Source organism: Scandinavium sp. NPDC088450, from assembly GCF_044900545.1.
Lineage (GTDB): Bacteria > Pseudomonadota > Gammaproteobacteria > Enterobacterales > Enterobacteriaceae > Scandinavium.
Genome location: NZ_JBJDNI010000006.1, coordinates 14,577 through 37,846, shown reverse-complemented (window position 1 = coordinate 37,846; position 23,270 = coordinate 14,577). Strand labels below are relative to the sequence as shown.

At 52.2% G+C, this 23,270-nt stretch carries 23 protein-coding genes; 7 read left to right on the top strand and 16 right to left on the bottom strand.

The annotated features are described in order from the left end of the window. Position 1: 1 nt before the first annotated feature. From nuoC to lrhA, 4 genes are all read right to left on the bottom strand, one after another. Positions 2-1,807, bottom strand: coding sequence for an NADH-quinone oxidoreductase subunit C/D (gene nuoC / locus ACI2I2_RS07340; protein WP_404657319.1), 1,806 nt, complete (start codon positions 1,805-1,807; stop codon positions 2-4). Positions 1,808-1,896: 89 nt separating this feature from the next. Then, complete coding sequence (gene nuoB / locus ACI2I2_RS07335; protein ID WP_097161758.1) at positions 1,897-2,571, bottom strand: NADH-quinone oxidoreductase subunit NuoB; 675 nt, start codon at positions 2,569-2,571, stop codon at positions 1,897-1,899. 15 nt (positions 2,572-2,586) lie between these two features. Continuing rightward, complete coding sequence (gene nuoA / locus ACI2I2_RS07330; RefSeq protein ID WP_404657318.1) at positions 2,587-3,027, bottom strand: NADH-quinone oxidoreductase subunit NuoA; 441 nt, start codon at positions 3,025-3,027, stop codon at positions 2,587-2,589. A gap of 631 nt (positions 3,028-3,658) precedes the next feature. After that, positions 3,659-4,600, bottom strand: a complete 942-nt coding sequence (lrhA, locus tag ACI2I2_RS07325) for a transcriptional regulator LrhA (protein WP_404657317.1) — start codon at positions 4,598-4,600, stop codon at positions 3,659-3,661. Between the two features lie 937 nt (positions 4,601-5,537). Here lrhA and alaA point away from each other — a divergent pair. Both alaA and yfbR read left to right on the top strand, forming a co-directional pair. Beyond that, positions 5,538-6,752, top strand: a complete 1,215-nt coding sequence (gene alaA / locus ACI2I2_RS07320; protein ID WP_404657316.1) for an alanine transaminase AlaA — start codon at positions 5,538-5,540, stop codon at positions 6,750-6,752. Positions 6,753-6,834: 82 nt separating this feature from the next. Next, positions 6,835-7,434 carry a 5'-deoxynucleotidase gene (yfbR, locus tag ACI2I2_RS07315; protein WP_404657315.1) on the top strand — a complete coding sequence of 200 codons (600 nt, stop codon included), beginning with the start codon at positions 6,835-6,837 and terminating at the stop codon, positions 7,432-7,434. Positions 7,435-7,500: 66 nt separating this feature from the next. Here the strand turns inward: yfbR and ACI2I2_RS07310 are convergent, their stop codons facing one another. From ACI2I2_RS07310 to yfbV, 4 genes are all read right to left on the bottom strand, one after another. Continuing rightward, entirely contained in the window at positions 7,501-9,327 is a 1,827-nt protein-coding gene (locus ACI2I2_RS07310) for an SLC13 family permease (RefSeq protein WP_404657314.1), read from the bottom strand. 76 nt (positions 9,328-9,403) lie between these two features. After that, positions 9,404-10,063, bottom strand: coding sequence for a sugar phosphatase (locus ACI2I2_RS07305; RefSeq protein WP_404657313.1), 660 nt, complete (start codon positions 10,061-10,063; stop codon positions 9,404-9,406). Between the two features lie 11 nt (positions 10,064-10,074). Continuing rightward, the gene (locus tag ACI2I2_RS07300; RefSeq protein ID WP_404657312.1) at positions 10,075-10,569 is read right to left on the bottom strand and encodes a YfbU family protein; all 495 of its coding nucleotides are present in this window, start codon (positions 10,567-10,569) and stop codon (positions 10,075-10,077) included. Between the two features lie 85 nt (positions 10,570-10,654). Further along, the gene (yfbV, locus tag ACI2I2_RS07295) at positions 10,655-11,110 is read right to left on the bottom strand and encodes a terminus macrodomain insulation protein YfbV (RefSeq protein ID WP_404657311.1); all 456 of its coding nucleotides are present in this window, start codon (positions 11,108-11,110) and stop codon (positions 10,655-10,657) included. A 339-nt stretch (positions 11,111-11,449) separates the two neighbouring features. On the opposite strand from yfbV, the gene ackA reads away from it, so the two are divergent. Continuing rightward, a complete protein-coding gene (ackA, locus tag ACI2I2_RS07290) occupies positions 11,450-12,652 on the top strand; it encodes an acetate kinase (protein ID WP_330984576.1) in 1,203 nt (400 codons plus the stop codon). 75 nt (positions 12,653-12,727) lie between these two features. Continuing rightward, positions 12,728-14,869 carry a phosphate acetyltransferase gene (pta, locus tag ACI2I2_RS07285; RefSeq protein ID WP_404657310.1) on the top strand — a complete coding sequence of 714 codons (2,142 nt, stop codon included), beginning with the start codon at positions 12,728-12,730 and terminating at the stop codon, positions 14,867-14,869. A 122-nt stretch (positions 14,870-14,991) separates the two neighbouring features. On the opposite strand, the gene ACI2I2_RS07280 is transcribed toward pta, so the two are convergent. From ACI2I2_RS07280 to ACI2I2_RS07260, 5 genes are all read right to left on the bottom strand, one after another. After that, complete coding sequence (locus tag ACI2I2_RS07280) at positions 14,992-15,945, bottom strand: transketolase family protein (RefSeq protein WP_404657309.1); 954 nt, start codon at positions 15,943-15,945, stop codon at positions 14,992-14,994. Then, on the bottom strand, positions 15,938-16,771 hold the full coding sequence (locus ACI2I2_RS07275) for a transketolase (protein ID WP_404657308.1): 834 nt from the start codon (positions 16,769-16,771) through the stop codon (positions 15,938-15,940). The genes ACI2I2_RS07280 and ACI2I2_RS07275 overlap by 8 nt, the downstream gene beginning before the upstream one ends. Next, positions 16,771-18,159, bottom strand: a complete 1,389-nt coding sequence (locus ACI2I2_RS07270; protein ID WP_404657307.1) for a PTS ascorbate transporter subunit IIC — start codon at positions 18,157-18,159, stop codon at positions 16,771-16,773. Before ACI2I2_RS07270 ends, ACI2I2_RS07275 begins: the two co-directional genes overlap by 1 nt. A 29-nt stretch (positions 18,160-18,188) precedes the next feature. Next, positions 18,189-18,461, bottom strand: a complete 273-nt coding sequence (locus tag ACI2I2_RS07265; protein WP_404657306.1) for a PTS sugar transporter subunit IIB — start codon at positions 18,459-18,461, stop codon at positions 18,189-18,191. A gap of 82 nt (positions 18,462-18,543) precedes the next feature. Then, positions 18,544-18,987, bottom strand: coding sequence for a PTS sugar transporter subunit IIA (locus ACI2I2_RS07260; RefSeq protein WP_404657305.1), 444 nt, complete (start codon positions 18,985-18,987; stop codon positions 18,544-18,546). A 218-nt stretch (positions 18,988-19,205) separates the two neighbouring features. Here ACI2I2_RS07260 and ACI2I2_RS07255 point away from each other — a divergent pair, with 218 nt between their 5' ends. Then, positions 19,206-20,225, top strand: a complete 1,020-nt coding sequence (locus ACI2I2_RS07255) for a LacI family DNA-binding transcriptional regulator (protein ID WP_404657304.1) — start codon at positions 19,206-19,208, stop codon at positions 20,223-20,225. A 3-nt stretch (positions 20,226-20,228) separates the two neighbouring features. On the opposite strand, the gene yfcD is transcribed toward ACI2I2_RS07255, so the two are convergent. The 3 genes from yfcD to yfcF are packed head-to-tail and all read right to left on the bottom strand — an operon-like array spanning position 20,229 to position 22,076. After that, the gene (gene yfcD, locus ACI2I2_RS07250; RefSeq protein ID WP_404657303.1) at positions 20,229-20,771 is read right to left on the bottom strand and encodes an NUDIX hydrolase YfcD; all 543 of its coding nucleotides are present in this window, start codon (positions 20,769-20,771) and stop codon (positions 20,229-20,231) included. A 56-nt stretch (positions 20,772-20,827) separates the two neighbouring features. Continuing rightward, complete coding sequence (gene yfcE / locus ACI2I2_RS07245) at positions 20,828-21,379, bottom strand: phosphodiesterase (RefSeq protein WP_404657302.1); 552 nt, start codon at positions 21,377-21,379, stop codon at positions 20,828-20,830. A 52-nt stretch (positions 21,380-21,431) separates the two neighbouring features. Further along, positions 21,432-22,076: a glutathione transferase gene (gene yfcF / locus ACI2I2_RS07240; protein ID WP_404657301.1), complete on the bottom strand. Its 645-nt coding sequence runs from the start codon at positions 22,074-22,076 to the stop codon at positions 21,432-21,434. A 138-nt stretch (positions 22,077-22,214) separates the two neighbouring features. On the opposite strand from yfcF, the gene yfcG reads away from it, so the two are divergent. Both yfcG and folX read left to right on the top strand, forming a co-directional pair. Next, the gene (yfcG, locus tag ACI2I2_RS07235; RefSeq protein WP_404657300.1) at positions 22,215-22,844 is read left to right on the top strand and encodes a GSH-dependent disulfide bond oxidoreductase; all 630 of its coding nucleotides are present in this window, start codon (positions 22,215-22,217) and stop codon (positions 22,842-22,844) included. 50 nt (positions 22,845-22,894) lie between these two features. After that, positions 22,895-23,257, top strand: coding sequence for a dihydroneopterin triphosphate 2'-epimerase (gene folX / locus ACI2I2_RS07230; RefSeq protein WP_404657299.1), 363 nt, complete (start codon positions 22,895-22,897; stop codon positions 23,255-23,257). Positions 23,258-23,270: the final 13 nt, after the last annotated feature.

Genomic DNA, 23,270 nt, shown 5'->3' with positions numbered 1-23,270 from the left:
ATTAGCGGTCCACATCTGACATTACAAAATCGATACTACCCAGATAAACGATCAGGTCCGACACCAGGCTGCCGCGAATCGCCGCCGGGATCTGCTGCAAGTGCGCATAGCTCGGGGTACGAATACGGGTGCGGTAGCTCATGGTGCTGCCGTCGCTTGTCAGGTAGTAACTGTTGATCCCCTTCGTCGCTTCAATCATCTGGAAGGATTCGTTGGCCGGCATGACCGGGCCCCAGGAAACCTGCAGGAAGTGCGTGATAAGGGTTTCGATATGCTGCAGCGTGCGCTCTTTCGGTGGCGGCGTCGTCAGCGGGTGATCCGCTTTGAACGGGCCTTCCGGCATGTTTTTCAGACACTGCTCAAGAATGCGCAGGCTCTGGCGCAGCTCTTCCACTTTCAGCATCACACGGGTGTAGCAGTCGGACACGCCACCGCCCACCGGGATTTCGAAGTCGAAGTTTTCATAACCAGAGTAAGGACGCGCTTTACGCACGTCGAAGTCGATCCCGGTGGCACGCAGGCCAGCACCGGTGGTGCCCCACTCCAGCGCTTCTTTAGCGGTGTATGCCGCAACGCCCTGAGAACGACCTTTCAGAATGGTGTTACGCAGCGCGGCTTTCTCGTAGGAAGCCAGACGCTTCGGCATCCAGTCGAGGAATTCACGCAGCAGACGATCCCAACCGCGTGGCAGGTCGTGTGCAACGCCGCCGATACGGAACCAGGCCGGGTGCATACGGAAGCCGGTGATCGCTTCAACCAGATCGTAGATTTTCTGACGATCGGTAAACGCGAAGAAGACCGGGGTCATCGCACCGACGTCCTGGATGAACGTGGAGATATACAGCAGGTGGCTGTTGATACGGAACAGTTCGGAGAGCATCACGCGGATAACGTCTACACGCTCAGGAACCTTGATGCCCGCCAGTTTCTCAACGGCCAGCACGTAAGGCATTTCGTTCACGCAGCCACCGAGGTACTCGATACGGTCGGTGTACGGAATGTAGCTGTGCCAGGACTGACGCTCACCCATTTTCTCCGCACCACGGTGGTGGTAGCCGATATCAGGGACACAGTCGACAATCTCTTCGCCATCAAGCTGAAGAATGATACGGAATGCACCGTGCGCAGACGGGTGGTTCGGGCCGAGGTTGAGGAACATGAAGTCCTCGTTCTCGGAACTGCGCTTCATGCCCCACTGTTCAGGCTTGAAGGTCAGCGCTTCCATCTCCAGATCCTGCTTGGCTTTGGTCAGCTCAAACGGGTCGAATTCCGTCGCACGTGCCGGGTAATCTTTACGCAGCGGGTGGCCTTCCCAGGTGTCCGGCATCATGATGCGACGCAGGTTTGGGTGGCCTTCAATGTTGATGCCAAACATTTCCCAGGTTTCACGCTCATACCAGTTGGCGTTCGGGAAAAGTTTGGTGACAGTTGGCACATTCAGATCGTTTTCAGACAGCGCGACCTTGAGCATGATGTCACGGTTGCGGTCGATAGAAATCAGGTGGTAGAAAACGGAAAAATCCGCGGCGGGTAACCCGTCACGGTGTGTGCGCAGACGCTCGTCCATGCCGTGTAAATCAAACAGCATGACGTAAGGTTTTGGCAATTTCTTGAGGAAATCGACCACTTCCAGTAACTGTTCACGCTTAACCCAAACCACCGGAACCCCGGTGCGGGTAGGCTGAACGGTAAAGGCATCCGGCCCAAAACGGTTGCGCAGTTCGCCAATCACCGGGTCGTCGAGATGATCCCGGGTCTGCCATGCGGCGGCTTCATGCGCGGTTAAATCGGTCATATTGTTCACCATTGCAAAAGGTCCGTGGTGACTGTTGGGCGTGGCTCCGCGCTATTAATTTTGATATGCGAAGGCTTATTCCACCGCCCACAGGCGCAAAGTTAAATCTCGTCAGGTGTACGAAGATTCGTCACAGCAATACGTTCGCCGCGTTTACGCTCGCGCTCAGATTGCATATTGGCGCGATACACGCCCTGATCGCCAACCACCCAGGAGAGCGGACGACGTTCTTTGCCGATGGATTCCTGCAGCAGCATCAGTGCCTGCATGTAGGCTTCCGGGCGTGGCGGGCAACCAGGGATGTAAACATCAACCGGGATAAACTTATCAACGCCCTGCACGACAGAATAAATGTCGTACATGCCGCCAGAGTTTGCACAAGCGCCCATGGAGATAACCCATTTCGGCTCAAGCATCTGGTCATACAGACGCTGAATGACTGGCGCCATTTTGGTGAAACAGGTTCCGGCTACGACCATCAGGTCAGCCTGACGTGGGGAAGCACGCAGTACCTCGGCCCCAAAACGCGCAACGTCATGCACCGCAGTGAATGACGTCACCATTTCAACGTAGCAGCAGGAAAGGCCAAAGTTATAAGGCCAGATTGAGTTCTTGCGGCCCCAGTTGACCATGTCGTGCAGAGCATTTTCGAGCTTGCCCATGTACACGCTTTTGTTCACTTCCTGCTCAAGAGGGTCTGTTACGATTTCCTGTTTTTGCAGGGGGTAACGGTCGTTCTCACCGTTAGGATCTATGCGGGTGAGCGTATAATCCATCTTATTGCCTCGCTTTTACTGCGTATGACGATTAGTGTCGGTTTCCGGGTTAACCAGCGTGCGACGGGAACGCGCAGGCGTCCAGTCCAGTGCGCCGATGCGGACGAGGTAAACCAGGCCTGCCAGTAACACTAAAATGAAAATTGCGGCTTCCACAAAGCCCACCCAGCCGCTTTCGCGGATAGACGTAGACCATGCGTAAAGGTAAAGGGCTTCCACGTCGAAGATGACGAAGAACATGGCGACCAGGTAAAACTTCGCCGAGAGACGTAAGCGGGCTGTGCCCACAGAGTCGATACCCGACTCGAACGGGGTGTTCTTGCTACGCGCGCGCGCGCGACCGCCGAGATACCAACCGCCAATCAGCATCAAACAGCAGAGGCCAATGGCAACGATGAGAAATATAGCGAATGCCCAGTGATGAGCGATGACTTCAGTGGATGTTGACATACGCATTGCTTAACCAAAATAAGTAGCGCCAATACCTCTGTTCTTGCTGACAGATGAACGCCACATGATTCATGGGGAGGAATTAAAAAAAACCACATAAAGTGTGCCACTAATGGGCTTAAACATCTAAATGATGTGGTTTTTTACTCCTTTCTATAACCTTTTGTCAACTTTAACAAAAGTTTCCTCACAGTAATTTACACCGAACACGTTTCATTAACATTAAATGCCCTTTACCCTGGTGGGTGCATTGGGTTGATGGAAATTTACGGTTGGTGAATCGTGTCCGTTTGAGGCTAAAACATCGATTACCCCTCTATTTTGACAGGAATCCACGGTGATTCCTCCCCCCAATGGGGAGTATTTTCTTGATCTGAGACACGCTTTTGTTAATTCGCAATAAAAAACGACAACAATACGGCCGTTTTTTTAACATTAGCAGGAAGTTTGAACTTGTGAATGTAAACGTGCATAAAAGCACGAAGTGCAAAAATAACAGACTGAAAATTAACAATAAATGGATAAATATCTGATGACCCGATGACGTCTGGTACAAAAAAAAGACCGCTGAACGGAATTTATACGCCAGCAGCCTTTTTTTGCACTTACATTTTGTTACCAGATATCGGCGCGATTGTTACTCCAAATCCCCTGCCTTAATAAGGGTATCATCTCCTCCTTCGGAGGTATAAGCCCCGTACTGATACCAGGGATTATTGTAACTTTCGAGCGACTGGAAAATGGCCTGTACCAGCTCATTGCTGTTCTGGTTATTGCAGCTCAGCAGATACTCGGTATCCGGCAGCTGTGGCAAACCGTCACTTTTGCCCAACACGCGCAATTCTGGGCTCATCATCTCGACAGGACGAGCAGTTACGCCAAGCCCGGCTTTCACCGCCGCACGCACAGCGGAAAGCGTAGAAGCCACATAAGCCAAACGCCACGGAATACGTGCTGCATTCAGAGTATCAATGATCATGTCGCGGAAAGGACTTGGATCATCCAGCAAAACCAGAGGCACGGCTTCGCCAGGTGGCATGACATAATCCGCTGCGCAGTACCATAACGTTGGCGAGGTACGTAACGAGGTCGACTCAAAATGCGCCAAACGGTGTGTTGTCAGGACCAGATCCACGCTGCCCGCCTGGAGCATTTCGCCCATCTCCGCATGACGTTTCACGCGAACGTCTAACGCCAGCTTCGGGTACACCGAACTGATGCGGTTAAGCAGGAACGGCAGAATGGTATCGGCTGACTCATCAGAAGATCCAATGGTCAGCATGCCCTGCAGCGAGCTAAACATTAACGATGTGCACGCTTCATCATTGAAGCGCAAAATCTTGCGGGCATAACCCAGCAACTGAATGCCATGCTCAGTGAGTAACTTGTTACGGCCATGTCGAGCAAAAAGCTCTTTGCCCACCAGTTGCTCCAGACGCTGCATCTGCTGGCTCACCGCTGACTGTGTGCGACACACGGCAGCCGCCGCTGCCGCGAAAGTATTCAGATCAGCGACCGCAACAAACGTTCTCAGCAGATCGAGATCGAGGTTCAATATCGGACGATTTGCGTTAATCATATTTCTTCACTTACAGGTTGCTTCTGCTGACCTGCCTGGTTGATGCTGTGCTCTGGAAAAATCAGGCAATTCCCTTTGAATCCCTCCTCCAGCCCGACAAGCCGAAAGAACACCTGAGAGAGCGTTATTGCATTCTATTTGCTTGCCTGTGACGCTTTGCACAGACCCCTTAACTATATTTTCACTTACATCCGGATAACGAATTAATTATCTCTGGCACTTTTATGTGAGCGTTTTCAAAAAAACTCGTTACTTTTACCAGGAGTTCTTTAAGAACACTCAACTTTACTGCCAAATTTAACAAGCGCTTCGATGCAAGCAAAAACACAAGCAATAACATCACGTTATATTGTTATCAAAACCAGGGGAGTCAGCATATGAAGACTATTCTGGCTTGTATACCAGGGTATCCTACCGCAAAAACATTATCGTTATAAGTGGTATTAGGGATAATCTTACGTAAATATTTTTAAATACCGTCCCGTTCAGAAATAAATTATCAGCCTCTGAAATCTGACTGGCAATTAATGCAAAAACATTAATTGATTAAATATTCTTTCATTAACAAAACTTAACAATACATTCACAGATATAAAGTATTAGCTCTCATCCTATATCTTTGCAAACCGTCAGGGTGTGGGTGATTTTTGAACGATCACCTTGTCAGAAAACAGAAGACTGTTCGGCAGCCATAATGAATTTAGTGATAAATTCAAATCCAAACTCAAATAACAGCATTTACGACCAACATTAATATTAATCATGGTGAATTAAATAGTCGAAGCGGCGATATGACAGGCAAACAGAAAGCATCAACTTCCGCGACTGCACAAAATCTTCTCCTGTTGACCCTTCAAAATGCCCGGGATGGGGAGTACATTGTTCCGTGCTGACTTCCACGGCAGGGAGTGGCAAACTAGCGAAAAGGTCAAGATTCATGTCTCCCATCGAAAAATCCAGCAAATTAGATAATGTCTGTTACGACATTCGTGGTCCGGTACTTAAAGAAGCCAAACGTCTTGAAGAGGAAGGCAATAAAGTTCTCAAGCTGAACATTGGCAACCCGGCCCCGTTTGGTTTTGAAGCGCCTGATGAAATCCTTGTTGATGTGATTCGCAACCTGCCTACGGCGCAGGGCTATTGCGATTCCAAGGGGCTCTATTCCGCCCGCAAGGCCATCATGCAGCATTACCAGGCGCGCGATATGCGTGACGTAACGGTAGAAGATATCTACATCGGTAACGGCGTGTCTGAACTGATTGTTCAGGCGATGCAGGCGCTGCTCAACAGCGGCGATGAAATGCTGGTTCCAGCACCAGATTATCCGTTGTGGACCGCTGCCGTGTCGCTTTCCAGCGGTAAGGCTGTGCATTATCTTTGCGATGAATCTTCTGACTGGTTCCCGGATCTTGACGATATTCGCAGCAAAATCACTCCGCGCACTCGCGGTATCGTGATTATCAACCCGAACAACCCAACCGGCGCGGTTTACTCAAAAGAACTGCTGCTGGAGATTGTCGAGATTGCCCGTCAGCACAACCTGATCATCTTCGCTGACGAAATCTACGACAAAATTCTGTATGACGAAGCGCAGCATCATTCTATTGCTGCCCTTGCGCCAGACCTGCTGACCGTGACCTTTAACGGCCTGTCAAAAACCTACCGCGTGGCGGGCTTCCGTCAGGGCTGGATGGTGCTGAACGGCCCGAAAAAACACGCTAAAGGCTACATTGAAGGGCTGGAAATGCTGGCATCAATGCGTCTTTGCGCCAACGTCCCTGCCCAGCACGCCATCCAGACTGCACTCGGCGGTTATCAAAGTATCAGCGAGTTTATCGCCCCGGGTGGCCGCCTGTATGAACAGCGTAACCGTGCCTGGGAACTGATTAACGAAATCCCCGGCGTCAGCTGTGTGAAGCCGAAAGGTGCGCTGTACATGTTCCCGAAAATTGATGCGAAACGCTTCAATATTCATGACGACCAGAAAATGGTGCTCGACTTCCTGCTGCAGGAAAAAGTGCTGCTGGTTCAGGGCACTGCGTTTAACTGGCCATGGCCAGATCATGTGCGTATCGTCACGCTGCCGCGCATGGATGACCTTGAAATGTCGATAAGCCGCTTCGGCCGGTTCCTGTCTGGTTATCATCAGTAATCTCTTCTGACCGCCGGAATTTGCATCCGGCGGTCAACTCTGCGCACAATGGATTTCCTGCTGTAACGGATATAGGAACACCATGAGCCAGAGCCATTTCTTCGCCCATCTTTCCCGTCTGAAACTGATCAACCGCTGGCCGCTGATGCGCAACGTGCGTACAGAAAACGTCTCCGAGCATAGCCTTCAGGTTGCGATGGTGGCCCATGCATTAGCGGCTATCAAAAACAAAAAATTCAACGGCAACGTTAACGCCGAACGCATCGCTTTACTGGCGATGTATCACGATGCTTCAGAAGTGCTTACCGGTGACCTGCCTACGCCCGTCAAATACTTCAATTCCCAGATAGCACAGGAATATAAAGCCATCGAAAAAATTGCTCAGCAGAAGCTGATTGAGATGGTGCCGGACGAGTTGCGCGACATTTTCGAACCTCTGATCGATGAGCATTGCTACAGTGATGATGAAAAATTGATCGTCAAGCAGGCCGATGCCCTGTGTGCGTATCTGAAGTGTCTGGAAGAGTTGTCTGCGGGTAACAACGAATTTTTGCTGGCCAAGGGCCGTCTTGAGAAAACGCTGGAATCCCGACGCAGCGCCGAGATGGATTATTTTATGCAGGTCTTTGTGCCAAGTTTTCAGCTGTCGCTGGATGAGATAAGCCAGGATTCACCGCTTTAATACCGTGCTGCCTGATGCCCTCTCCCCCGCCCCTCTCCCACGTGGAGAGGGGTGAAAACACTAAACTTAAAACGGAAACAGCACCGGAATCAGGATCACACACACCACCATCACCAGCAGCGTGAACGGTACCCCCATCTTCACAAAATCGCTGAAGGTGTATTTCCCAGGCCCCAGCACCAGCGTGTTCACCGGTGATGAAACGGGTGTCATAAATGCAGCCGACGCGGCCATGGCGACCATCATCGCGAACGGATACGGCGAGACACCCATCGATTTTGCCGCAGCCAACGCAATCGGCGCCATCAGCACCGCAGTTGCAGTGTTCGAGATAAAGAGCCCGATAGTCGCGCACATCACGAACAGGCAAATCAGCATCAGATAAGGGCCTCGCCCGCCGCCAATCTCCATCAACCCTTTCACCACTAAATCGACACCGCCGGTCTTTTGCAGCGCATGCGCAAACGGCATCATGCCGACAATCAGGATGATGCTCGGCCAGTGAATTGCTTTATAGGCGCTTTCCGCATCGATACAGCGAAACTTGCCCATCAGCAAACAGGCGATAATGGCAGCGATCGGGTTGGGAATTTCATCGGTGAGCATCAGTGCCACCATCAGCACCAGGCAGAAAATGGCATGCGGTGCCTGGCTGTGAGCAGGCGATGCGTCATTCACTTCAATCGGCATGTTGTGAACCACAAAGTCACGCCCCTGCTGTGAGAGTTGTGCTATCTGTCGCCAGTTGCCGACCACCAGCAGGATATCGCCAGGTTCGATGGCATTGTCTACCACCAGCCCTTCGACGGCTTTCCCGTCTCGCTTCAGGCCCACCACGTTCAAGCCAAAACGGGTACGAAAGCCCATTTCACGCACAGATTTCCCTACCAGTTCTGAATCAGGGATCAGCGATATCTCAGCCATCCCCACATCCAGCGCCTGGTCGGAGAAATACTCGCCACGCAGCACCATCGGCTCCAGCATCTGCTCACCGCAAAACTGGCGTAAATCGACATCTGCCGCCGACATGTCAATCAGCAGCACATCTCGCGCCCGAAATTCAGACACGCCATTCACATTGACGATCACCCGACGAAAGCGCCGCCAGCGTTCAACGCCAATCACGTTTGCGCCATAACGCTCACGCAATTTCAGATCATCCAGCCGCTGACCGACCATCGGTGAACCAGGGCGGATAGCCAGACGGCGCGCACGCCCATTAAGGCGATATTCTTTAATGAGGTCACGGAAAGTGCGGCGCTTATCATGCCGCTGCTCGTTGTCATCACCCGGCAGCATAAAACGCATCAACAACATGTACACAATGCCCAGCAAAAGTACCACCAGGCCTATCGGTGTGACGCTGAAAAAGCTAAATCCCTCCAGCCCTTCGCGTAAAAGCTCGCTATTGATAACCAGATTGGGCGGCGTGGCGACCAGCGTCATCATGCCGCTGATGAGGCCCGCAAAACTCAGCGGCATCATCAGACGCGAGGGGGAAGTGTTCATGCGCATGCAGACGCTGAGCACGACGGGGATAAAGATCGCCACCACGCCGGTCGAGCTCATAAACGCCCCGAGCCCGGCGACGGTCAGCATCAGGAAAACCAGCATTTTGATTTCGCTGTTTCCGGCCACTTTCACCAGCCACGTTCCCATACTGGTGGCAACCCCGGTGCGCACCAGCCCGTCGCCGATGATAAACAGCGCGGCGATAAGAATGACGTTAGGATCGCTGAAGCCAGAAAATGCTTCGCTTAAGGTGAGAGTGCCGCTGAGCACAAAGGCCACGATAATCAACAGCGCCACCGCATCCATGCGAACTTTACCTGTCGCAAAGAGCAGTACCGCCACTGCCAGCAAACAAAGCACCCAAATCAATTCGCTGTTCACAACATATCCTTGTCTGAAAAGTGAGTGGGGAGTTTGGCATAAAAAAGCCCCGTCAAAACGGGGCTAAATCATGCGATCAGTGTTTCAGGCTGACATCCACAGTGCCGTCAGCTTGCCGGACAACGTTGAGCGCCTCAAGCGTCGTCAGCATATAATCCGCCTCACTGAGCCGTGGGGCATCCTTGGGAACGTTTACCGCTATCACATGGCAACCCGCAGCCAGGCCAGAGAGCACGCCAGCGGCGGCATCTTCCACTACTGCGCATTCACCCGGTTCAAGGGAGATGAGCTTCGCACCCAGCAAATAAGCATCGGGTTCCGGCTTTCCTCGCTTTACCTGTTCGGCTGTAACAAACGCTTTTGGCGCAGGCAACCCTGCAGCTTTATGCCGTGCATGTGCAACGGGAATCGAGCCCGAAGTCACAATGGCCCACGGAATGCCCGCTTCGTCCAGATGTTTGAGCAGTGCAATGGCGCCTGGTAACGCGGTGATGCCGTCGATATCCGTCGCTTCAATTTGTTCAAGCCAGGTAAACTCAGCCTGAATTTCCGCTTCCGTTTTGCCTGGCAGGAAATGGCGCAGCGAGGTAATCGCCTGCTTGCCATGAATAAAATTAAGGACTTCATCGTGGCTCAGACCGTGTTTGTCGGCCCAATGGCACCATGAACGTTCAACGACGGGCAAGGAGTCGACCAGCGTACCGTCAAGATCAAACAAAAAACCTTTGCACTGCACAGCGGCCTCCATCAGGCGTTGATAATCTGATTAATTTCGTTGCTGCTTAAATGATACTGACGCGGGCAAGCGTGCCATGCGCCCAGCATGCGCTGGTATTTTTCCCACATTGGGGTCTGCGCGTTGAAACCGTGAGTGCCGGCATCAAAGTGGGTATAGCGGCCTTCGGTGTTCACCATGAAGCGAACGTAGCCGAGATAACGCGCTTCGGTCGCCGCATCAAAACCGAGGAAGGTGACACGACGTTCATCGATGCTGCTGCCATCTTTAAGGTTGGTCCAGGAGACATGCAGCGCGTGGTACATCTCCATGATGTCGATAATCACCCGGCAGGTTTCTTCGGTCAGTTGACCAAATTCACGATCCAGTTCGCGCATTTGCAGCCCGTAGCCGCGCTCGATGATGGTCTGCAGACGGCGGTAACGCTCGGCGTTATCCGGGTCCATCATGGTCATCATTTTGTACTGATTGGACAAAATCAGACGTTGAGCGTTGGTCATTTCCATTTTTCGACTCCTGTTGCACTTTCGGCAAGAAAAAAGAGGGCTTACAAACAGTATGCCCTCTTTTATATGCGTTTTTGATGGTTAATTACAAATCATCGAGGAAAGTTTTATCCAGTTGTTTGAACGCGCGCTTAAGCGTGTCAGCTAATGCCTGGTAATCAGGTTTCCCTTCAACAGGTGCCAGCGCCTGGCCGGACTCCTGCAATTTGCCTCGTACTTCATAGAACCAGCTAAGAATGGTAGGCGGCAGCGGCGTGACCGAGCGCTTACCCAGCCACCACATTCCCTGCATCGGCAAACTCAGCGCGAACAGCGCGGTGGCGACGGCTGGGCCAAGCTGCCCACCGAGCGCAATTTGCCAGCACAGCGTAAACACAGCCAGCGGTGGCATAAAACGGATCGCGTGGCGAGTGGCACGGATCACACGATTCTCAACAAACACCGGGGCAAGGCGTTTTTCCATTGGCCACGTCTTTGCATAGTGCTGCCCACGGCGAAACAGACTGAAAAAGCTGACCGGGCGGTTATCGGGTGTCGACATGGCGTTACCTCAACTTCACTGATAAAAATTCAAAATTTTGTACAAAACAACAACTGAGTATGACAACGTTCAAAAGATTTTGCCTTCAAAGGTGGCAATCGGGTATTCTGTGCCGCTTGAGACGGGCGTAGACCTCATCTCGCGATTCGTCAAATTATTGCATATTCTGCCATTGGCTGAAAATTGTGCAAAACTGGATGTTGAACCATCGAATTTTCTTCGTCATGCCCGAAAAAACTATCAGGCATGATGTTAATCATAAATGTCAGCGCCATCCTGCGCTACGCTCTTTGGCTCACTGACGTTTTTTTAGCCACATAAGATAAAATAGGTACTTCCATGTCGAGTAAGTTAGTACTGGTTCTGAACTGCGGTAGCTCCTCACTGAAATTCGCTGTTATTGATGCAGCAAACGGTGAAGAACACCTCTCTGGTTTGGCCGAATGTTTCCATCTCCCAGAAGCACGTCTCAAATGGAAAATGGATGGCGGCAAACAAGAAGCGGCTTTAGGTGCAGGCGCCGCTCACAGTGAAGCGCTTAACTTTATCGTTAACACTATTCTGGCACAAAAACCAGAACTGTCAGCGCAGTTGACCGCAATTGGTCACCGTGTTGTTCACGGTGGCGAGAAATACACCGGCTCTGTGGTTATCGACGATTCCGTTATTCAGGGTATCAAAGATGCAGCCTCTTTTGCACCGCTGCACAACCCGGCGCACCTGATTGGCATCGCGGAAGCGCTGAAATCCTTCCCGAATCTGAAAGACAAAAACGTGGCTGTGTTTGACACCGCGTTCCATCAGACCATGCCGGAAGAGTCCTACCTGTATGCCCTGCCGTACAGCCTGTATAAAGAGCACGGCGTTCGTCGTTATGGCGCACACGGCACCAGCCACTTCTATGTGACTCAGGAAGCCGCAAAAGTGCTGAACAAACCGGTTGAAGAACTGAACATCATCACCTGCCACCTGGGCAACGGTGGCTCTGTTTCTGCAATCCGCAATGGGGAATGTGTTGATACTTCTATGGGTCTGACCCCGCTGGAAGGTCTGGTGATGGGTACCCGTTCTGGTGACATCGACCCGGCAATCATCTTCCACCTGCACGACACCCTGGGCATGAGCGTTGACGCTATCAACAAAATGCTGACCAAAGAGTCTGGCCTGCTTGGCCTGACCGAAGTCACCAGCGACTGCCGTTATGTTGAAGACAACTACGAAACCAAAGCTGACGCTAAGCGCGCGATGGACGTTTACTGCCACCGCCTGGCGAAATACATCGGTTCTTACACCGCACTGATGGACGGCCGTCTGGACGCAGTTGTATTCACCGGTGGTATCGGCGAAAACGCCGCAATGGTTCGCGAACTGTCCCTGGGCAAACTCGGCGTACTGGGCTTTGAAGTTGATCATGAACGCAACCTGGCTGCCCGTTTCGGCAAGTCTGGCTTCATCAACAAAGAAGGTACCCGCCCTGCCGTGGTTATCCCAACCAACGAAGAGTTGGTTATCGCACAAGACGCCGCTCGTCTGACTGCCTGATTCCACACCGCCAGCCTAGCTGGCGGTGCTGTTTTGTATCCCGCCCCATCTGGCGGTAACGAAAGAGGATTAATCGTGTCCCGTACAATTATGCTGATCCCTACCGGAACCAGCGTCGGCCTGACCAGCGTCAGCCTTGGCGTTATCCGCGCTATGGAACGTAAAGGCGTTCGTCTGAGTGTCTTCAAGCCTATCGCTCAACCGCGCGCCGGTGGCGATGCGCCAGATCAGACCACCACTATCGTGCGTGCCAACTCCAATCTGCCAGCCGCTGAACCGCTGAAGATGAGCCATGTTGAATCTCTGCTCTCCAGCAATCAGAACGATGTGCTGATGGAAGAGATCATCGCTAACTACCACGCCAACACTCAGGATGCTGAAGTGGTGCTGGTTGAAGGCCTGGTACCAACGCGTAAACATCAGTTCGCTCAGTCCCTGAACTACGAGATTGCCAAGACGCTGAACGCAGAAATCGTGTTCGTGATGTCTCAGGGTACCGACACCCAGGAAGAGCTGAAAGAGCGTATTGAACTGACTCGCAGCAGCTTCGGTGGCGCAAAGAACACCAACATCACCGGCGTTATCGTCAACAAACTGAACGCGCCAGTGGATGAGCAGGGCCGTACTCGCCCTGACCTGTCAGAAATTTTCGATGACTCTTCCAAAGCGAAAGTCGTGAAAATCAACCCGACAGAACTGCAGGCTGCAAGCCCACTGCCACTGCTCGGCGCGGTGCCATGGAGCTTCGATCTGATCGCCACGCGTGCCATCGATATGGCGCGTCACCTGAATGCGACCATCGTTAACGAAGGCGACATCAACACGCGTCGCGTGAAGTCCGTGACCTTCTGTGCGCGTTCTATCCCGCACATGCTGGAACACTTCCGCGCAGGCTCTCTGCTGGTGACTTCAGCAGACCGTCCAGACGTACTGGTTGCTGCGTGCCTGGCTGCAATGAACGGCGTTGAAATCGGCGCTATCTTGCTGACCGGTAACTATGAAATGGATGCTCGCGTCGGCAAACTGTGCGAACGCGCATTTGCGACTGGCCTGCCAGTCTTCATGGTGAATACCAACACCTGGCAGACTTCCCTGAGCCTGCAGAGCTTCAACCTCGAAGTCCCGGTTGATGACCATGAGCGTATCGAGAAAGTGCAGGAATATGTGGCAAGCCACATTGATGCAAGCTGGATTGACTCTCTGAGTGCGACCTCTGAGCGTAGCCGTCGTCTGTCTCCACCAGCGTTCCGTTATCAGCTCACCGAGCTGGCACGTAAAGCGGGCAAACGCGTTGTTCTGCCAGAAGGCGACGAACCACGTACCGTTAAAGCAGCAGCCATCTGTGCTGAACGCGGTATCGCAACTTGTATTCTGCTGGGTAACCCGGAAGAAATTAACCGCGTTGCGGCAGACCAGGGCGTTGAACTGGGTGCGGGTATCGAAATCGTTGATCCAGAAGTCGTACGCGAAAGCTACGTGGCTCGCCTGGTCGAACTGCGTAAGAGCAAAGGCATGACCGAAGCCGTTGCGCGCGAACAACTGGAAGACAACGTCGTGCTCGGCACCATGATGCTGGAGCAGGACGAAGTTGACGGTCTGGTTTCTGGCGCGGTTCACACCACCGCCAACACCATCCGTCCACCGCTGCAGCTGATCAAAACGGCACCGAACAGCTCGCTGGTTTCTTCTGTGTTCTTCATGCTGCTGCCTGAACAGGTTTACGTTTACGGCGACTGCGCGATTAACCCGGATCCAACGGCTGAACAGCTGGCTGAGATTGCTATCCAGTCTGCGGACTCCGCTGCGGCATTCGGTATCGACCCACGCGTTGCGATGCTCTCCTACTCCACCGGCACCTCCGGCCAGGGTAGCGACGTTGAGAAAGTGCGTGAAGCGACCCGTATCGCACAGGAAAAACGCCCAGACCTGGTTATCGACGGCCCACTGCAGTACGACGCCGCGGTCATGGCTGACGTTGCGAAATCCAAAGCGCCGAACTCTCCGGTTGCAGGCCGTGCGACCGTGTTCATCTTCCCAGACCTGAACACCGGTAACACCACCTACAAAGCGGTACAGCGTTCTGCCGACCTGATTTCCATCGGGCCAATGCTGCAGGGTATGCGCAAACCTGTAAACGACCTGTCTCGTGGCGCGCTGGTTGACGATATCGTCTACACCATCGCTCTGACCGCGATCCAGTCCGCTCAGCAGGATTAATCCAAATGCCCGGTGGCGCTAGCGCTGACCGGGCCTACGGAGAATTGCCCGGATAAGCGAAGCTCTATCAGGCAACAAAAAGGCGACCTTTTGAGGTCGCCTTTTTTATTACCTGAGAACCGTCACAGCAGCTCTTTCGCCGCCTTCACAATCTCATCTGCCGTCAGGCCATATTCTTGCTGTAAAAACTCCTGCGTTCCGACCTGACCATAACGTTCTTTCACACCCACGCGACGCATCGGCACAGGGCAAGTTTCCACCAGCACTTCCGCCACAGCAGACCCCAGCCCATTGTGAATACTGTGATTTTCGCAGGTCACAATCCGCCCGGTTTTCTCCGCGTAGTTTTTCACCAGCATTTTGTCGATGGGCTTCAGGGTAAACATATCGATAACGGCCGCGCTGACCCCTTCACGTTCCAGTCGACGCGCTGCTTCCAGAGCTTCTGCCACCATGATCCCATTGGCAATGAGCGTGATATCCTCGCCTTCGCGCAGCACGTTGCCCTTGCCGATGGTAAAGGTTGAGCCTGCCTGATACACCGTCGGCGCCTGTTTACGAATAGTGCGTACCCAGTAAAAACCTTCCAGTTCGATCAACTGATTGAGAATGTCTTTAAACATCGTCGCGTCAGTGACTTCCAGCACTATCGAGTTCGCCAGGCCTCGCACAATACCCATATCCTCAAACGACATATGCGTCCCGCCGTTGTGGCAGGCCGTTACGCCGGCATCAGACGCAATCACTTTGACGTTATTGCGTTGATAGTCGAGCGACATAAACAACTGATCGAAACAGCGACGGCTGGCGAAAGCCGTGAAGGTGTGTACGAAAGGTTTTCGCCCGGTCAGCGACAGCCCTGCTGCAGTACCAATCACGTTGGCTTCCATAATCCCGCAGTTAATCACCTGCTCAGGATATTTTTTATGCACGCCGTCCATCGCCATAGAGCTCATCAGATCTGCCTCCAGCGCAATAATCTCGCTGCCAGCTTCAATCTGTTCAGCGACAAAACCCGCGTAAACCTTGCGCATCTCGATGGCGTCTTTTTCCCCGGTAAGTGCGACCTTAATCATGCTCGGCCTCCAGTTTGGCGATGGTGTCGTTAAGGGTAATTTTCATGTCGTCCGTCAAACGCAGGTGATGCGAGTTGCCCAGGTTTTCCAGATACGGCACGCCCTGCCCTTTAATGCTGTCGAGGATAATCACTCGTGGTCGTGCATCGGGTGCTGGAACCGGTTTGACCGCCTCCAGAATGGCGGCAATGTCATCCCCTTTCACCGTCACAACATCAAACCCGAAGGCGGTAAATTTCTCTTCCAGGGAAAAAGCACAGATGATGTCGTCCAGCTCACCGTCCAATTGCTGTTTGTTCCAGTCAACAAACACGGTCAGGTTGTTCAGCTTGTGATGGGCAATAAACTGAAACGCCTCCCAGCACTGGCCTTCATTCAGCTCGCCATCGCCCACGATGCAGAACACGCGGTTGCTACGCCCGGCGAGTTTGTGTGAAAGCGCCATCCCGCCCGCAATGGAAATACCTTGTCCTAACGAGCCGGTGGTTGCATCCACACCGCGTGTTTTCAGCCTGTCCGGATGGCTCGGCAGTTTGGTGCCGTTGTGATTCAGGGTGCTCAACTCTTCCTGAGGGAAATACCCTTTGATGGCTAAGGTGCTGTACAGCGCAGGCCCTGCATGACCTTTCGACAGCACAAAGTAATCGCGCCCTTTCCAGTCAGGATCACCCGGGTCGATTCGCATCACATCGCCGTACAGCACCGCCAGCGTTTCCACCACAGACATGCTGCCGCCGTAGTGCCCAAACCCCAGTTCCGTCAGCGATTTCAGTGTCGCCACGCGGATATCGCGCGCCAGGTTCTTTATTTCAGCAAGCGTAGTCATTATTTGGCTCCTGTATTCTGCGGCGAATCATTGCCAGCTATTTTGCTTTTCGCCAGATAGTTGAACAGCACCAGCAGCGCGAAAATCACGACAACCAACCCGGTGATCGCCATCGGCGACAGATAGCGCGCCAGATTACCCAGCACGATGCCTACTGCCCCAAAATCGGCATCAGAGAATGTTGTGTTGGCGAAACCCAGTGCGCCAAGCACGGGCAGCAATAGCACAGGCAGGAAGGTGATCAGCAAACCATTCGCGAAGGCACCTATCATGGCCCCGCGACGGCCGCCAGTGGCGTTTCCGAAGACACCTGCCGTTGCGCCAGTGAAGAAGTGCGGTACAACGCCCGGCAGAATGAGCACCCATTTGAACTGGCCACAGAGGAATAACCCCACCAGACCACCGAGGAAGCTGAACAGGAAACCAATCAGCACGGCGTTAGGCGCATACGGATAAACGACCGGGCAATCGAGCGCAGGACGCGCATTCGGTACCAGCTTTTCTGAGAACCCCGTAAAGGCTGGAACGATCTCTGCCAGAATCAGACGGACACCCTGCAGAATGATGAACACACCCGCCGCGAAAGTGATTGCCATGATGATGGCGTAAACAAGGTAGTTCTGGCCGCCGCTGAAGGTCGCTTCGACATACTCGCGTCCGGCACAAATCGCCATGATCAGGTAGATGATCATCATCGTCAGTGAAATGGAGATGGAGCTATCGCGAAGGAAGCTCAGGTTCTTCGGCAAGTTCATCTCTTCCGTAGAACGCGAACCTTTACCCACCTTGCTGCCAATCCAGCCAGAAAGCACATAGCCCAGAGTACCAAAGTGACCAAAAGCGATGTCATCATTGCCGGTAATACGCTTCATATAGCGCTGCGCTATCGCCGGGAAAAACGCCATCACCAGCCCGAGAATCAGCGAGCCCGTAAACACCAGAGCGACGCCTTCAAACCCAGCGACGGTCAGGATAACCCCAATCATGCAGGCCATGTAGAAAGTGTGGTGGCCGGTCAGGAAGATGTATTTAAGGCGTGTGAAGCGGGCGACCACGATGTTTGCCACCATGCCAAATGCCATGATCAGCGCCGTCGCTGCACCGTATTTTTCCAGCGCGATAGACACAATCGCTTCGTTATTGGGGATAATGCCCTGAATGCTGAAAGCATGTTCAAACATCCCGCCCAGAGGATTTAGCGAGCCAACTAATACACCGGCACCGCCGCCAAGCACAATAAAGCCAAGAATGGTTTTTACGGTACCTTTCACAACATCTGAAAAGGATTTTTTCTGCGCCACCAAACCGATTAAGGCAATAAGCCCTACCAGTACTGAAGGCACTTTTAAAATATCTACCACAAAGTTAAGCGTTTCGAGGATAAACATATCTGCCCCTCACTCAATGTGATGTTTGATTAACGGCTGGCAAAATAAGCACTGAGCTTATTTTCCAGTTCGTTGATGTCGATAATATTATTAATGACCACCAGTTGATGGTCTGGCACGCTGGCACTTTCGGCAATGTCCCTGGCCATCACAAAGACGTCAGCCGCATCCGGCGTGGCTGACGAGAGGTCTGAGTGCTCCACTTCAGCCTCGATATTCAGCTTTTTAAGCACTTTTTTAATATTCATCTCGACCATAAAACTGCTACCCAGGCCGGAACCGCAGATCGCCATAATTTTCATTATCGTCACCTTTTTTATGTAGAGTCAGCCCGCACTTTACCCGAAGGTAAAATGTCAGAAGTCAGGGGTAAAAATTAAAAAATCAGAAACGGTTAATTATCTTTTTTATCTCCTCAAGGGTTTCCGCCTGGTGTAGCAACAGCATGTCGTCGTCACTGGAAAATAATTCTGCCAGCGCTGAGATCATTTCTATGTGACTGTGTTTATCGGGTGCCGCCAGCATGATAATCAGATCGACCGGATCGTTATCCTGTGATCCAAAGCTGACGCCTTGTTGCAGTTTGAGCAGAGAAAGCCCCAACCCTTTCGCCCCTTCTTCCGGCCTCGCATGCGGCATCGCTAATCCTGGTGCCAGCACGTAATAAGGCCCGAGTTTCTGGTGCTGTTCGATGATCGCCGTGATGTACTCCGGCGTGATCGTTTGTGAATCCAGCAGCGGCTGAGCGCATATCTCAAGTGCCTGCGGCCAGCTCTCAACATTATCCCGCAAAGCAATCGTGCCATCGTGGATCCATTGACTCAGCATGGTGTTCTCCTGTCGAGTTGGAAAGTGAACAAACTTTATGCAAGGTCTCCGCCACTGACTGTGATGATAGTCACAAAGATAGCGCTACCAAAAAGGATCATCCTGAAATTGTGATAGCGCTATCAAAATGTGAACATCCTGTAATAACTCAGCAAAAAGAGGGATTTCCGGCGTATACTGCTTTCACTTTCAAAACGATATTTCATTCAGGAAGAAGCATGTCTCTGACACGAAAACGGCGGAGCACGGGTAAAGTCACGCTGGCAGATGTGGCGCAACTGGCGGGCGTTGGAACCATGACGGTTTCTCGTGCGTTAAGAACGCCCGAGGCAGTGTCCGATAAGCTGAGAGAGAAAATCGAAGCGGCGGTGCAAGAATTGGGTTACATGCCCAATTTGCAAGCCAGCGCCCTGGCCTCTGCGTCTTCCTGGACTATCGGCATGGTTGTTCCAAGCCTGAGTGAAGCGGGTTGTTCTGAGATGTTTGCAGGCTTGCAACAGGTGCTGCAACCTGCCGGTTACCAAATCATGCTGGCGGAGTCCCGTCATCATCTTGAGCAGGAAGAAAAACTGCTTGAAACGCTGCTTGCCTCAAACATTGCGGCGGCAATCCTGCTCAGCGTGGAACACAGTGATACGGTTCGTCATTGGCTGAGCAACAGCTCAATTCCGGTGATGGAGATTGGCGCGAAACGCACCGATCCGTTGGATATGAATATCGGTATAGATAACGTTGCTGCGATGTTCGAGTTGACACAAACGCTTATTCATCGCGGCTATCAAAATATTGGCTTACTGTGTGCCAACCAGGAACAGTGGATTTTTCAGCAGCATCTTCAGGGCTGGTACAAAGCGATGCTGCGCCACCATATGTCGCTCGACAGGGTTATCAATGCTGCTGAGCCCCCTACATTCACAACAGGTGCGGCACAGTTACCGGAGTTTTTGCTGGCATGGCCGGAACTGGATGCGCTGGTCTGTGTGTCGGATGAACTGGCGTGCGGCGCGCTCTATGAGTGTCAGCGCAGAAGGATTAAAGTACCGGATGACCTGGCGATTGTTGGCTTTGGTGACAGCAACGTCAGCCGTGTTTGCCAGCCACCGCTGACAACCATTGCGGTTCCGCATCGTCAAATTGGGATTGAAGCAGGACGCGCCCTGCTGGCGCGTCTGAATGATGAAGAGTGGGATGAAACAACGCCTATCGCCGCAAAACTCTGTTTGCGAGAGAGCTGTTAATCGTTACTCCGTCTCTTCTTCTTTGTGGGTTTCGTTGCTGGCATTACGGCTCATCCACAATGCCAATGCTTTCAGGGAATCGGGTGTGAACTCATCACAGCGAGCGGTTATCTCTTCCGGTGTCAGCCAGCAGACTTCACTGACTTCTTCTTCCTGAAGGGCAAAGGGTCCATGGGAAACACAGCTGAAAAGGCTGCCCCAGACGCGGCAGTTTTTATCTTCAAAATAGAACTGACCATGATCGGCAAACGGAACGCCAGCAATGCCTAACTCTTCTTCTGCTTCACGGCGAGCCGATTCCAGCAATTGCTCATCAGCCTGCACCACGCCACCTGCGGTAGCATCGAGCATGCCTGGCATAAAATCTTTGGTTTCTGTACGGCGCTGCACCAAAATTTTGCCCATGCCATCATGCACCACAATGTAGGTTGCGCGATGACGTAGGCACTGCGCTCGCATTTGTTCACGGCTTGCCTGCGCAATCACTTCATTGTCTTCGTTAACAATGTCCACCCATTCAGTACTTGCCAAATTCTGCTCTACCATCAGAAAACCTTCTCTTCTAAAGCGCTCTTGCGGCGCGTTTGCAGTTGTCGGGTAAATTACGGATTAATTGCACCCTCTGCAATAACCCGTTGATCATTGAGTGCTAAAACCTGCAATTTATTACCGTCCATCATGCCGTAACTGGCCACGTTGCCCCCTTTGGGGAGGCTGACGGAGCCTGGGTTAAAGTGGAAGAGTTCCCCTTTAAGCGCTGCAACCGGAATATGAGTATGACCATAAACCAGCACATCGCCAGCACTCAGCGGTGGCAGATTATCCGGCCCAAACAGATGACCATGAGTTAAAAATAGCCGCTGTTGTTCGGTTATCACCTGCTGCCATGGCGCAGTTAGCGGGAAATGCAGCAACATCTGGTCCACTTCACTGTCACAATTGCCGCGAACAGCAATGATTTTATCGGCGACAGTATTGAGCTGTACCGCGACTTCAGCGGGCGCGTAACCTTCAGGCAGCGCATTGCGCGGCCCGTGATTCAACACATCGCCGAGGATAATCAGATACTTCGCCCCGCTCTCCCGAAACAATGACAGAACACGTTCGGTAGCGGGTAAAGAGCCATGAATATCCGATGCAAACATCAGTTTCATCAATCAGTTCCTCACAAAAACCGCACTATCATAACGGATTATTTCCGCCTGTTCAGCCTGCGTGTTTTGCAGAAAGTGAGATAAATCGCTGGACAGACGCTCGCTGCCATTGAAACGTCGCATAGTCCACCAGCGCTTCTGGAACTTCATCCCCGTTAAGCACCAGACGGTTAAGCATCAGCGCTAAATCCGTATCGGCGATACACCATTCGCCAAATAAATTGGGTTTCCCGTGGGCAAGCAGTTCCGTGGCGGTATCAATCAATTTGGTCGCGGTTTTTTGCCCTGCCGCACTGAGCGCGGGTTTCGTTGCACCGCCAAAAATAACGTCGGTAGAACGCTCTTCGCGAATCGCCATCAAATCGCTGCGTAACCAGGCCTGAATCTGTCTGGCTCGGGCTCGTTTTTCAATGTCATGCGGGTAGAGACGTTCCCACTCTGGTGGCGCAAAACGTTCATCCAGATATTCGGTGATGGCTGAAGATTCCGTCAGTTGAAAATGATCGACCTCCAGCAAAGGTACACGGCGAGTATGACGATAGCCCTGCCAACCGGACTGCAGGTGTTCTCCTTTATTCAGGTCCACCGTTTTCAGGCTAAACGCCAGCCCTTTTTCCTGCAAAGCGACATACACGGACATCACATACGGCGAATAAAAATTTGCATCAGACCACAGCGTAATCACAGGACGACTCATAGTTTCCTCGGGAGTGTTCGGGGGAAAGCTTCAACATATCGCGTCTTTTAAAGGCTGTCACTTGATGAAAACTCACACAATTGTCGTAGCCGCCTATACTGCAATTGTCATCAAAATAGCCCAGCAGCAGGAGTTAAAATGATTGACCTTTATTACGCCCCGACCCCTAACGGCCATAAAATCACGTTGTTTCTCGAGGAAGCACAGCTGGCGTATCGCCTGATTCGTGTTGATATCAGTAAAGGTGATCAATTTCGCCCTCAATTTCTCTCCGTGTCGCCGAACAATAAAATTCCCGCGATTGTCGACCATGTCCCGGCGGATGGTGGTGCGCCGCTGAGCTTATTCGAATCCGGTGAAATCCTGCTGTATCTGGCAGAAAAAACAGGAAAACTGCTGAGTGGTGAATTACGGGAACGCCATGTCACGCTGCAATGGCTTTTCTGGCAGGTTGGCGGGCTCGGGCCGATGCTGGGCCAAAATCATCACTTCAATCATTTCGCCCCCCAGCCCGTGCCTTACGCCATTGAGCGTTATCAGGTTGAAACGCTGCGCCTTTATAACGTGCTGAACAAACGCCTTGAGTCTTTCCCCTGGCTTGGCGGCGAGCATTACAGCATTGCTGATATTGCCTGCTGGCCCTGGATCAATGCCCATCAACGCCAGCGTATCGACCTGCAAAACTTCCCCGCCGTGCAAAACTGGTTTGAGCGTATTCGTACTCGCCCTGCTACTGAACGGGCGATGCAGAAGGTCGACTCGAAATAGCGTGAATTTGTTGTAATATGATTGGGATAACAACTCAGAGGAAGCCTGCAATGTCCCAGCCAGACGCCATTATTCGTATCAAAAACCTGCGCCTGCGTACTTTCATTGGTATTAAAGAAGAGGAGATAGCGAACCGTCAGGATATCGTCATCAACGTGGCAATCCACTATCCGGCAGACAAGGCGCGCGGCAGTGAAGATATTAACGATGCGCTGAATTACCGAACCATTACCAAGAGCATTCTTCAACACGTCGAGAATAACCGTTTCTCTTTACTGGAAAAATTAACTCAGGATGTGCTCAATATCGCATGCGAACATGCCTGGGTCACTTATGCTGAAGTAGAAATCGATAAACTTCACGCGCTGCGGTACGCCGATTCAGTCTCCATGACCATGAGCTGGCGTCGTTAAGCGCCTCCTGGAG